The sequence below is a fragment of the Oscillatoria sp. FACHB-1406 genome, from assembly GCF_014698145.1.
Taxonomy (GTDB): Bacteria; Cyanobacteriota; Cyanobacteriia; order Cyanobacteriales; family Spirulinaceae; genus FACHB-1406.
Genome location: NZ_JACJSM010000035.1, coordinates 1 through 12,465, shown reverse-complemented (window position 1 = coordinate 12,465; position 12,465 = coordinate 1). Strand labels below are relative to the sequence as shown.

Below are 12,465 nucleotides of genomic sequence, written 5' to 3'. Positions count from 1 at the left end.
CAAAAGTATCTACCCTGTCTTAAAGGACGATAAAACAAGGAAGAATGGTATCTACTCTACCCCCTGAAGTCATTCAGCAACTCCCTCCGTTGCGCTGCCAAAGCCCGTCACCATCGGTGTTGTTATTGCCGTTCCCCATCGCAAAATCTTCTAAATCAGCGCGACAGGGGAACCCAAGGGCGCAATCGATTCTTTCAAATTTTTAAAAAGAGCGTCAACTCAATCATTTGTATCGCTGCAAGCTGTGAACTAGCTTGCCTCCCATAGAACATCGATAAACCGCGAGGACAGCATTGAATTGCTATTTATTATTTGCAATCTATGAAAGTCTTAATTACCGGAACAGAAGGATATATTGGTTCGTTACTCGCTCCTCTACTCATGCAGCAGGGACACGACGTTATCGGCGTGGATACTGGGTTTTATAAAGTCGGTTGGCTCTATAATGGCACTTCCTTAACACCCAAAACCCTCAACAAAGATCTGCGACACATTGACATTGCAGACTTACAAGAGGTAGAGGCGATTATTCACCTCGCCGAACTTTCTAACGATCCCCTCGGACAACTCGCCCCGCAAATTACTTACGAAATCAACCATGAAGGATCGGTACGCTTAGCAAAACTTGCCAAAACTGCTGGCGTACCGCGCTTTATTTATACCTCCTCCTGTAGCGTTTACGGATTCGCCAGCGAAGACTTCGTAACAGAAGAATCCGCCGTCAACCCACAAACCGCTTATGCCAAATGCAAAGTGTTAGTAGAACGCGACGTGCGAGAACTCGCCGATGCTGAATTCTGCCCCACCTTTTTACGGAATGCCACCGCCTATGGTGCATCGCCCCGAATGCGCTTCGATATCGTCCTCAATAACCTCGCTGGTTTAGCGCAAACAACGGGCGAAATTAAAATGATTAGCGACGGAACGCCTTGGCGACCTTTAGTTCACGTCTTAGATATTTGTAGCGCGATCGCGTGCGTTTTGGAAGCGCCACTGGATCTCGTGCGCGATCGAATTTTTAACGTCGGCGACACCAATAGTAACTATCAAGTTCGAGAAATTGCCGAAATCGTTGCCGAAGTCTTTACCGGATGTCAGCTTAGCTTCGGGAAAAGCGATCCCGACAACCGCAGCTATCGCGTTTCCTTCGACAAAATTACAAACACTTTACCGGGATTTAAATGTAAATGGGATGCCAAACAAGGAGCAAAACAACTCTTCGAGATCTTCCAGCAGATCGATATGAGTAAGGACACCTTTGAGTTCCGAGGCTTTACTCGCCTCAAACAACTTGAATATTTATTGCGAACGCATCAAATTGATTCGCACTTCTTTTGGAAGCAATACCTTTAATAAAAAAGCGTGTTGCCTTTGAGATTGGGAATTACTGACAATTCTTGAGTTGCGTCTATCCTGTCACAAATAGAACTATGAAAACAGAAACTTTGCTGACACAATCTGTCACTTCTTCCGAGCGGACTCGCTGTCGTTGTTGCAGTTCGCCGCTTCATCATACCTTTGTCGATTTAGGAATGTCTCCCCCCTGCGAAAGCTACCGCAGCGCCGAACAGCTAAATGAAATGGAGGCATTTTATCCCCTGCACGTTTATGTGTGCGATCGCTGTTTTCTAGTGCAACTTCAAGAATACGTTACCCCCGCAGAAATTTTTACCGAATACGCCTACTTTTCTTCCTACTCCGACACCTGGTTGCAGCACGCTAAAACTTATACCGATATGGCAGTGCAACGTTTCGGATTGAATGCAGAAAGTCTCGTTGTCGAACTCGCCAGCAACGACGGATATTTACTGCAATACTTCCTCGCAAAAGGGATTCCTATTCTAGGAGTTGAACCCGCCGCTAATGTGGCTGAAGTGGCAATTCGTAAAGGAATCTCCACCTTAGTTGAATTCTTTGGTGAGGAAACCGCAAAAGCAATGCTTGCGCGAGGTGAAAGCGCCGATTTGATCGTCGGAAATAACGTTTTAGCACAAGTTCCCGATGTCAATGATTTCGTTAAAGGAATGAAAGTTCTTCTCAAACCGCAGGGCGTAATTACAATGGAGTTTCCCCATTTGATGCGGTTAATGGAAGAGAATCAGTTTGATACCATTTATCACGAACATTTCTCCTACTTTTCTTTCATTGCAACCGAAGCGATCTTTGACGCGCAGGGATTAACCTTATTCGATGTCGAAGAAATCCCGACTCATGGCGGTTCTTTAAGGATTTACGCGCGCCATACCGAGGACGAGACTCAACCGATTAGCGAACAAGCAATGGCGCTCAAAAAACGCGAACTTGCTGCCGGTTTCGATCGCCTTGATAGTTATACTGCCTTTGCCGAACAAGTTAAAGAAACTAAACGAAAACTACTCGATTTTCTGATTAAAGCCAAACGCGAAGGCAAAACAATTGCCGGTTACGGCGCTCCGGGAAAAGGAAATACACTCTTAAATTATTGCGGAATTCGTACCGATTTTATCGACTATACCGTCGATCGCAACCCCTACAAGCAAGGAAAATTTTTGCCCGGAACCCACATCCCAATTTTCAGCCCAGAAAAAATCCATGAAACCCAACCCGATTACGTGCTAATTCTTCCCTGGAACTTTAAGGAAGAAATCATGCAGCAAATGGCAGGAATTCGCGAGTGGGGCGGGCAGTTTGTTGTACCCATCCCTGAAGTTAAAGTTTATTCGTAATCGAACAGAGTTCGCTCTGTTATCTCTTTTTAAGACTCAATTAGCTAATCAGGAGAAAAATCATGAAAGTTGTATTATTCTGTGGTGGTTTAGGGACTCGAATGAGAGATTACTCCGAAAATATTCCCAAACCAATGGTAACAATTGGATACCGACCTATTCTCTGGCACGTTATGAAGTATTACGCTCATTACGGCCATAAAGATTTTATCCTCTGTTTGGGTTACAAAGCAGATTTAATTAAGAGCTATTTTTTGAACTATAACGAATGGCTTTCCAACGACTTCACCCTATCGAGCGGAAACCAAATTCAACTCGCTAACCGCGATATCCACGATTGGAATATTAACTTTGTCGATACCGGATTAACCGCTAATATCGGGCAGCGTCTTAAAGCCGTAGAACCTTATTTAGACGGGGAAGAATATTTTTTAGCTAATTATAGCGATGGTTTGACCGATCTGCATCTTCCCAGTCTTATTAATTTCGCAAAAATGCACGACAAAGTTGGAAGCTTTTTGTGTGTTCGCCCCAGTCAAACTTTTCATCTTGTCAATATGGATGAAAGCGGAGTTGTGCGAGATCTCCAAGATGTTACCCAGCGTGATATCTGGATTAATGGCGGATACTTTGTCTTCAAGCGCGATATTTTTGACTACATGAATCATGGTGAAGAATTAGTGTATGAACCCTTCCAACGCCTCATGAAGGAAAAAGAACTGATTGCTTATAAATACACCGGATTTTTCGGCGTGATGGATACCTTTAAAGAAAAGCAACAGCTTGATGATATGTACGCGCGCGGCGAAACGCCTTGGGAGGTTTGGCGCGAACCTAAAGTCGAACTTTCTAGCAGTCGTAAAGTTGAATTACGTTCTGCCTAAGTTGGTACGCGCTCGTCAATAAATTTGTTTAGCGCTTGTCTTGCGATCTCCAGTCGGATTTCTAGTCAAGATTTAGGAACTAAGTCTATAATTTTGCTTAGAAATCCGATCTTTAAAATGACGCTAAGAGAGGGATTAACTTAAAGTTAAAGATGTTAAAGATTGAGTTTGAGTCAACTCCTTCATCGAGTTACAATATTCTTTGCTTGGGGGCGCATTGCGATGATATCGAGATTGGTTGCGGTGGGACAATTTTAAAACTGATTGAAACCTACCCAAATTTAAACATTCACTGGGTTGTTTTCAGTTCTACTCCTGAAAGAAAGCAAGAAGCGCTCGATAGTGCCGATATTTTTCTGAAGAAAGCAGCTAAACGAACGATTGTTATTCAAAACTTTCGAGATGGCTTCCTTCCCTATCAAGGGGCTGAGGTAAAAGACTATTTTGAGCAACTCAAGCAAGCCTTTAAACCCGATGCGATCTTTACACACTATCGCCAGGATTTTCATCAAGATCACCGCTTAATCTCAGAGCTAACTTGGAATACGTTTAGAAATCATTTTATTCTTGAATACGAAATTCCGAAATACGATGGCGATCTGGGAAATCCGAATTTTTTCGTTCACTTATCTCCCGCTCACTACCAACAAAAAATTAAATTCATTCTCGATACGTTTAAAACCCAAAAAGGAAAGGCATGGTTTACAGAAGAACTCTTCCAATCCATTCTCCGTATCCGAGGAATGGAGTCTAATGCACCGAGTTGTTACGCTGAAGCATTTTATAGTCGAAAAATGGTTTTTTGAATAAAGTTGGGTACTGCAAAATATTCTTCGGACAATTTATTAAAGGGTGCAAGATGAAATTTACAAAGACTGCAATAGAAGGAGCCTTTATCATCGAACTCGAATTACATGAAGATGCTCGAGGTTTTTTTGCCCGAACGTTTTGTGTTAAGGAATTTGAAGCCCAAGGCGCGATCGCCAATTTCGTGCAATGCAATATTTCTTCCAATTGGAGAAAGGGAACTTTGCGAGGAATGCACTATCAAGTTTTCCCATCCCAGGAAACAAAATTAGTGCGCTGTACGCGCGGTGCTATCTATGATGTCATTGTCGATTTGCGATCGCATTCGACGACTTATTTAGAACGAGTTGCGGTTGAATTAACCTCTGACAATCGTTACGCGCTCTATGTTCCCCCACAATGCGCCCACGGTTTTCAAACTTTAGAAGATAATACAGAAGTGCTCTATCAAATGGGGGATTTTTATCAACCAAAATATGATGCAGGCGTGCATTACAGCGATCCAACTTTTAAAATTGAATGGCCGCTATCCGTAACTGGAATTTCAGAGAGAGATTTGAGTTTACCTTTTTTTAATCCCCGATTATAACCCAGATTGAATGCAAATTTAACTGGAAATTTTTGAGAAGTTTTTTATAAATCAAATTTATTGTCAATTTCAAAAAAATCAAACTTTAGTTTTTTTATTAATCTTTTACGAGGAGACAAAAGTGACTGCAAATCTTACAACACAGCCTACTTATGCAGAACAAGAGGAGACTGCTTCTCTCAATTTTTCGGCTCGCTTTCAATCCTCGAAAGCGCTTCAACAAAAAAGTCATACAATCATTCCGGGGGGCGCGCATACTTATGCAAAAGGCGACGATCAATATCCGGAAAATGCACCGGGATTTATTACCAAAGGGAAAGGATGTCGCGTTTGGGATGTTGATGGTAACGAGTTTATAGAGTATGGAATGGGATTGAGGGCAGTCACGTTGGGACACGCCTACGAACCCGTTATCGAAGCTGTATCTCAGCAAATTTTACTGGGCAGTAACTTTACTCGTCCCGCACGCATTGAGTTAGATTGCGCTGAAGAATTGCTCGAATTAATCGACGGTGCAGAAATGGTAAAATTTGCCAAAGATGGCTCTACTGTCACTGGCGCTGCCATTAAATTATCTCGCGCTTATACTGGTAGAGATAAAGTCGCAATTTGTGCCGATCATCCCTTCTTTTCTTCTGAGGATTGGTTCATCGGGAGTACCCCTATATCGAGTGGAATTCCGCAAGTTACGCGCGACTTAACGGTTAAGTTTCGCTACAACGATCTAGATAGTGTTAAAACTCTATTCGAGCAATATCCCGACCAAATAGCCTGCGTTATTTTAGAACCGGTAAAAGTTGACGATCCCGTCGATAATTTTCTCCATGAAGTCCAACGCCTCTGCCGCGACAATGGCGCAATCTTTATTCTCGATGAAATGATTACTGGGTTTCGCCTTCACAATGGTGGCGGTCAAAAATATTATAATATTGTTCCCGATCTTTCTGCTTTCGGGAAAGGATTAGGCAACGGCTTTGCGGTTTCTGCATTGGTTGGAAAGCGAGAAATTATGGACTTAGGAGGGATTAATCACGAGCGAGAACGAGTTTTTTTACTGTCTACTACGCACGGTGCAGAAACTCATGCTTTAGCCGCAGCTATAGCGACGATGCAAGTTTATAAAACCGAAGGAGTTATCGAGTTTTTGCACCGTCAAGGTGAAAAGTTAACTGAAGGGATTGATCAAGCGATCGCGCATTATCAACTGCAAGACTATTTTGAAGTCATCGGCAAACCTTGCAACCTCGTTTACGCTACCCGCGACGAACAGAAACAACCGTCTCAAGCCTATCGCACCCTCTTTTTACAAGAAACGATCGCGCGCGGTTTTATTATGCCATCTTTAGTGGTGAGTTATTCCCATACCGATGAAGTTATCGAACAAACTGTAAATGCGATCGCGGGTGCCTTATCGGTTTACAAACAAGCGCTGGAAAATGGTATTGAGGGCTATCTTATCGGTCGTCCGGTTAAGCCGGTTTTTCGACCATTTTGTTGAATTACATACTCCAGAAGTCCTTAACTTTTCACTAGCCCGCGATCGCAATTTCCCTAAATCTTGGCATACAATCATGACGATTGAACCCTCCTCTATCGGGCAAGACCTTTACGATCTCATCGTCAAACTCTACCCAATTTGTCGCAGTATTACCGGGGGCGGCACGCGCCAAACCCTCCAAATTCTAAAAGAGTCGATCCCTTTAGAAGTTAGGGAAGTCCCGACGGGAACGCAAGTTTTTGATTGGATCGTTCCGAAAGAATGGAATATTAAGGATGCGTATATTAAAAACGCGAGAGGAGAAAAAATTGTTGATTTTGCTGTTTCGAGTTTGCACATTCTCAACTATAGTCTTCCAGTTCGTACTAAACTAGAATTAGAAGAGTTAAAACCTCATCTCTTTACCCTCAGCGATAGCCCCGATTGGATTCCCTATCGCACGTCTTATTACAAAGAAAACTGGGGATTTTGCCTCGCGCACAATCAATACTTACAATTAGAGGCGGGAGAGTACGAAGTTTTCATCGACTCTTCCTTAGAACCCGGATATTTAACTTATGGCGAGTATTATCTTCCCGGCGAAAGCGAGGAAGAAGTTCTCATTTCCTGCCATATTTGTCATCCCTCCCTAGCAAATGATAATCTTTCGGGCAACGCGATCGCAACTTTTCTCGCCCAATATCTCCGCGAAACGTCCCGACGCTATTCCTACCGCTTCCTCTTCATCCCCGGTACGATTGGCTCGATAACTTGGTTGAGTTTAAATGAAGATAAAATTGCTAACATCAAACATGGCTTAGTTTTAACCTGTTTGGGAGATTCGGGGCATTTTACTTATAAAAAGAGTCGTCGCGGTAACGCAGAAATCGATCGCATTATCGCACATCTGCTCGCTACTTCTAGCAAAGAGTACGAAATGATAGACTTTTATCCCTACGGTTACGACGAACGGCAATATTGCTCGCCGGGATTCAACTTACCCGTCGGCTGCTTAATGCGATCGCGTCATGGCACATTCCCAGAATATCACACCTCCGCCGACAATCTTGATTTTATTAAACCCGAATCGCTTGCCGAATCTTTTGCTCTTTGCCGCTCGATTGTAGACGCTCTTGAAGCCAACAAAACTTACCTCAATCAAAACCCAAAATGCGAACCCCAACTCGGAAAACGCGGGCTATATCGCACAATGGGAGGGCATCAAGATAGCGGCTTTAATGAAATGGCTTTGCTGTGGGTTTTAAATTTATCGGATGGCAAAAATTCTCTCCTCGATATTGCCGAGCGATCGCAAATACCTTTTGAAGTCATTGCTGCCGCTACCCGCGCTTTATGCGAGTGCAAGCTATTAGTTGATAGTAGTATAATATCTGAGTTATAATAGAAGAGAGTATCGTTTTTCTATAAATCCCCTGAGAAAAGTTCTGTACAGATCGCTGCCTCTCAAAAGTAATAAAAACGAGGTATTTCGGGTTGCTCTACAAGACGATCTGTTTTAGACGGGGACTGACTTAACTTTCAATCCCTCATTAAAAAGAGAGGAACAATACGATGCAACGCTTTTCATTTTTTTCCTTATCAATTATTACGGGTATGGCGGTTCTAACGCTCGGAAGTTCCGTTCGAGCCGATATTTACGACGCAACAGTTATCTGTACCGTGCGCGGTTTAACCCAAGGACAATTAGCGCTGCGTCCTCGACCGAATGGCTCGCCCTTTGCCGGTTTGAATAATGGTAATATCGTGCAAGCATGGGGCGGCACTCTCGATCGCAACGGCACGATCTGGGAAGATGTTACCGTTTTAGAAGGCCCTAACGCTCGCGTCGAAGGACAAAGAGGTTATGTCAACGGCGATTATCTATCGTGCAAGTGGTACGACGAAGATGGCAACTTAATTCGAGAAGAGCCATAAAACCCCGCGCACCAGCACGCAAATTGCTTCATTTTTTCTCGCTCGTAGCAATTAATCTTTCCCAATCTTTAATTGCTTTTTCCGACCACAACCAATTGTTGCTTAAAGCTTCTGTTTGAAACTCGGTAGGCGCTTCAGAAATTGCAACTTGACGAAGTTTAAGTGCCTTATTCAACAGAACTTTTTGTGAATTTCCGGTTTGCTGGCGGGCCATTTGTCCCAAGGCGAGGGCTAAACCAGCATAAGTCGTTAAAACCTGCCGATCCTTGCTAGCCGTTTCTTTACTGGCAAGTTCAAAAGCATCCGACCAAGCTTCATTCGCGTTGGCAAGCTTCCCTTCTTGATAGTAGGCAAAACCTAAAGCATTATGGTAGGCGATCGATTTCGGGTCTTTGCTGGCAGCAGATTCCCAGTAACGCCGCGCATCGTCGATGCTATAGTCCTTGTTACCGCGCAGGGCGAATTGCCAAGCGAGACGACCGGATAAAAAGAGGATCTCCGCTCGGTCTTGTTGCTCTCGGGGGACAGCAGCGAGGACAGCTTTGGCGTTGTCGAGGGCGTTGCGCTTGGGGTCGAGCAATTCTTCGATCGCGAGTTTGCCTTGCTCGAAGTTACCGCGCGCGAACTGTTCCGTCGCAATCCCGGTGAGGGTATCGGTTTGAACCTTAGCGAAGTCGAGATTGCCGTCTTTGGGGGAGGTTGTTAAGGTTTTTACTGGCGTTGGGGGTTTTTCGGTAACAGATGGTGTGGAATTGCGCCCTAAAAACCACCATCCCAGGACAAGCGCGATCGCACCGACTCCCATTGCCCCTAAAATTGCCATTAATCGCCCCGACTTCTGCGGCGGTTGGATGGGGTCGGCAATACTCAAAGCGGGAACGACGGGCGGTGCTGCGGTCGGTTGAGAGGGATTTTCGCTCGGAGTGGGCGCTAAATCGCTCATTAAACTGCGAACAAAATCTTCCTCTTCTGCGAGCGCGCTAGCATCTTCGCCGACAGCATACGCTTCATTATCGGGCGTTAGCGCTAAGGGAGCGAGAAAATCTGTGTCGTCGTCCGCCTCGAAATCGCTACCCGCTACAAAAAGACCGTTACCCGACAGCACTTCTAAAGGAATATCATCCGTTTCTGGGTCGAGCAAATCCTCAACGGAATTTTCTGTCCCCTCCCCCTCGACGAACATCCCATCAAACTGAGGGTGCAGGTATAAAACCGGTAGCGCCCAATACAACTGATTCGAGCCATAGGAAGCAATTAAGCCTTGTCGCGCGCGAGACAGACTTAAATCGATGGGATAACCGCGCTCCAAATTGCGGTAAAACAAGCGCGTTAAGGTCTTAGCTACATCGTCGGGAATGCGTTCTGCCATCGCGAGGACGGCGGGAATACCGCACTTAATCAACGCTTGGGCGAGGTTGCGATCGCCTTCTACCGCAGAGGCGCGGGCGCGCGCCGCATCCGCTCCCCGACAGGAGTTAAACACCGCCAACTGCACGCCATTATTGGCCAACAACCCAGCTAAATCTTCTCCGGAAACCGTTTCCGTCAATCCCGTATAGCGATTGACCAGATAAATATCGCCTCCCGAATCGCTAAAATTGCTGTGGCCGGCGTAGTGAAAAATTTGATATTGCCCCTGTTCCAACGCCTGAGTAAGTTCTTCGCGCCCGGGGTGAGGTAGGATGTTCAGTTCGACGGTGAGGGCGCTATCTTCAGCATTGCGATTCAATTCGGCTTTTAGATCTTCAGCCTCTTGCTGTAAGTCTAAGCCCTCGCGATCGTCGGGTCCAGCCAAAACCATCAAGATTTTCACCGGACGCTGTTTAACTTGGAGGAGGCTTGCGGGTAGATTCGGCTGATAGCGGGAAAAAGCAATATCCGTTCCCGTCGCTAAGGGACGATAGCAGGAACTTTCCCGCCCGCCGGTATGCAGGACTTCCCAAGGGAGGCGCGGTAGGAGGTTGCCTTTGAGTCCCAATCGCAGGCGCAGGCGCGATCGCTGGTGGTTGGCGATTCCCTGGGCAGCAATCCAACTATCGCGCAGACTGCCTTGAAAAAGGGCATCGTAGAGTTTTTGACCCAAGGCAATCGGCGACGGCGGTAGATTTTCCCCTCCCAACTCAGAAGGCTGACTCTCCCCCTGAAACACTTGCAGTAACGGATCGCTCATTAACTGCTGCGCTTCCTTCAGCCACGCCTCGACCGACCAATCGACTTGTTCTTCGGCCAGCGGTACGCCGGGGGAAACTTTTTCGGTACGAACGAGATATCGGTCTCGGTCTAGGGGAGTGACGGAGAGGTGAAATTCCTGAAACATCCTGGCGATCGGGAAAGAATAAAAGAACAGGGAAAACGGCGATCGAACAATTCCGTAGAACTAACGAGGGGAGCGAAGCACTCTCTTTAAATTTAAGAGATGAATTTCCAGCGTGCAAAGTTTCCCTGACTCATTGTGCTGCAACTCTTACCCCAATTCATCCGGGTTTTTCGGATAAATTGACAGCTTGACTGTCAATTTTTAGGAATAGACCCGCTTTCTTGCTGACCCAAGCCGGAAGAGGGTCAAAGACCTCGTGCCATTTTTTCGGAAAGTTTTCCGGATTGTTTCCTTCAATCCAAGAAGAATGAAAAGGTAGATGCACCCTGATTTGCCTTCCCCGCCTCGCCCCTTAGAGTCGGGGAGTTTTTTTTGAGCGATCATTCAGTTAACGGAAAATGAATGGACTTCAAAAACAGGGCCGATTGCAGCCATTGTCATGACATCCTCGCGAATCACGCCTTCTACCGTTGCCTTAAGTCCTGCTTGTTTCAAGTCGGTGGGTGCATCCTTAAGTTCGTAGGTTTCGCCGGAGTCGGTGACTAAGGCCCAAGTGCCAACGCCTATATCTTTACGTTCGATAGTACCTTTGAGTTCCATAGTTATTCTCAATAAGAATTGTTAATAGTGTATCCCGCTCGGATAGTACGTTGCATTCAGCACTTCATCCCACTACGATAACCTGAATGCAATGGTTGGAGGAAGTTCTTTCTATTTCCCTGCGATCAGCGCGCGCCAAGCAAATTGAGGCAAGACTAACATTCGCCGCCAGCGCCAAGGCTCTTGATACAGGCGATAGAGCCATTCTAGATGGATTTCGCGCAACCAGACGGGCGCTCTCGATTTTGAACCCGACCAAATATCAAAACTGCCCCCAACCCCAATCCAAGTTGCTTCCGGACAGAGGGCGCGATGGCGACGAATCCACAATTCCTGACGCGGTACGCCCAAACCCACTAAAATCAAGCTGGGCTGTCGATCGCGCAACAAATTCAGAAATTCCTCTTCTTCGCTGGTTGAAAGAAAGCCGTTACGGAATACGACTTTTAGTCCCGGACAGCGTTGTTGCCAAAACTCCGCCGCTCGTTCTGCGACTCCCGGCGCGCCGCCATAAAATACAACAGTAGCAGAGTCTCCCAAACAACCCAGCGATTCGACCAGCGCTCCAGCGAGTTCAATTCCCGGACAGCGGTGCTGCTGTTGGTTGCGCAAGCGCAGGTAAAGGACAACGCCCGAACCGTCGGGAATGACCAGTTCTGCGCTCCGCACGATCTCGCCAAATTCGGGGTCGCGCTCGGCTAACATTGCCATTTCTGCATTCAGCGTGATAATGTGAGTGCCAACTTTTTGTTCGAGCCGCGATCGCACCCAACCCGCGTAGTCGTTACATAAGTGGATGGGGACTCCGAGTACCGAAGATTCTTTTGATTCTGCCAACATAAAATTTCGGGTTATCGCTGCTATTCTTCAATACGATTAATCCTGCTTTCGCCGTCAATCTGTCTCTGTCCGGCAACTGAAAATATCACAGCAGCAATCTATCACATTTTGAGCGATCGAAGGGGTAAGGGCATTTGCCCACAAAAAAACCCTCCGCTCGGGAGGGCTTACTCATCTAACTATTGACTAGCGATGAAGTTATTTTTGCGACTTAGCCGTTGATGGAAGGTGCGGTTAAAGCCACAGGTGCTTGTTCGCCACTTGCCAAGTCTAACGGGAAGTTGTGAGCGTTGCGCTCGTGCATTACTTCA

12 protein-coding genes are annotated in these 12,465 nt (G+C 46.0%); 8 read left to right on the top strand and 4 right to left on the bottom strand.

Annotated features, from left to right (window positions below; translation table 11 throughout):
• The first annotated feature begins 321 nt into the window (after nucleotides 1-321).
• The 8 genes from H6G50_RS22825 to H6G50_RS22790 all read left to right on the top strand — a co-directional run bounded on the left by H6G50_RS22825 (nucleotide 322) and on the right by H6G50_RS22790 (nucleotide 8,397).
• Nucleotides 322-1,353 carry an SDR family oxidoreductase gene (locus tag H6G50_RS22825; protein WP_190721697.1) on the top strand — a complete coding sequence of 344 codons (1,032 nt, stop codon included), beginning with the start codon at nucleotides 322-324 and terminating at the stop codon, nucleotides 1,351-1,353.
• 77 nt (nucleotides 1,354-1,430) lie between these two features.
• A complete protein-coding gene (locus H6G50_RS22820; RefSeq protein WP_190721695.1) occupies nucleotides 1,431-2,705 on the top strand; it encodes a class I SAM-dependent methyltransferase in 1,275 nt (424 codons plus the stop codon).
• Between the two features lie 62 nt (nucleotides 2,706-2,767).
• Nucleotides 2,768-3,589, top strand: a complete 822-nt coding sequence (locus H6G50_RS22815) for a glucose-1-phosphate cytidylyltransferase (RefSeq protein WP_190721693.1) — start codon at nucleotides 2,768-2,770, stop codon at nucleotides 3,587-3,589.
• A gap of 152 nt (nucleotides 3,590-3,741) precedes the next feature.
• Nucleotides 3,742-4,395, top strand: coding sequence for a PIG-L deacetylase family protein (locus H6G50_RS22810; protein WP_190721691.1), 654 nt, complete (start codon nucleotides 3,742-3,744; stop codon nucleotides 4,393-4,395).
• Nucleotides 4,396-4,448: 53 nt separating this feature from the next.
• Nucleotides 4,449-4,985: a dTDP-4-dehydrorhamnose 3,5-epimerase gene (gene rfbC / locus H6G50_RS22805; RefSeq protein ID WP_190721690.1), complete on the top strand. Its 537-nt coding sequence runs from the start codon at nucleotides 4,449-4,451 to the stop codon at nucleotides 4,983-4,985.
• 121 nt (nucleotides 4,986-5,106) lie between these two features.
• Nucleotides 5,107-6,483 (top strand): glutamate-1-semialdehyde 2,1-aminomutase, encoded by a 1,377-nt coding sequence (locus tag H6G50_RS22800; protein ID WP_190721688.1) that lies wholly within the window; start codon nucleotides 5,107-5,109, stop codon nucleotides 6,481-6,483.
• Entirely contained in the window at nucleotides 6,422-7,864 is a 1,443-nt protein-coding gene (locus H6G50_RS22795; RefSeq protein ID WP_206756594.1) for a DUF4910 domain-containing protein, read from the top strand. Before H6G50_RS22800 ends, H6G50_RS22795 begins: the two co-directional genes overlap by 62 nt.
• A 170-nt stretch (nucleotides 7,865-8,034) precedes the next feature.
• Nucleotides 8,035-8,397 (top strand): hypothetical protein, encoded by a 363-nt coding sequence (locus H6G50_RS22790; protein ID WP_190721686.1) that lies wholly within the window; start codon nucleotides 8,035-8,037, stop codon nucleotides 8,395-8,397.
• Nucleotides 8,398-8,425: 28 nt separating this feature from the next.
• On the opposite strand, the gene H6G50_RS22785 is transcribed toward H6G50_RS22790, so the two are convergent.
• From H6G50_RS22785 to H6G50_RS22770, 4 genes are all read right to left on the bottom strand, one after another.
• Nucleotides 8,426-10,714 (bottom strand): CHAT domain-containing protein, encoded by a 2,289-nt coding sequence (locus H6G50_RS22785; RefSeq protein WP_190721684.1) that lies wholly within the window; start codon nucleotides 10,712-10,714, stop codon nucleotides 8,426-8,428.
• 384 nt (nucleotides 10,715-11,098) lie between these two features.
• The gene (locus H6G50_RS22780) at nucleotides 11,099-11,320 is read right to left on the bottom strand and encodes a hypothetical protein (protein WP_190721762.1); all 222 of its coding nucleotides are present in this window, start codon (nucleotides 11,318-11,320) and stop codon (nucleotides 11,099-11,101) included.
• A 105-nt stretch (nucleotides 11,321-11,425) separates the two neighbouring features.
• Nucleotides 11,426-12,154 carry a WecB/TagA/CpsF family glycosyltransferase gene (locus tag H6G50_RS22775; RefSeq protein ID WP_190721682.1) on the bottom strand — a complete coding sequence of 243 codons (729 nt, stop codon included), beginning with the start codon at nucleotides 12,152-12,154 and terminating at the stop codon, nucleotides 11,426-11,428.
• Nucleotides 12,155-12,365: 211 nt separating this feature from the next.
• A partial coding sequence (locus tag H6G50_RS22770; protein WP_199303395.1) for a photosystem II protein D1 occupies nucleotides 12,366-12,465 on the bottom strand: 100 nt, incomplete at its 5' end.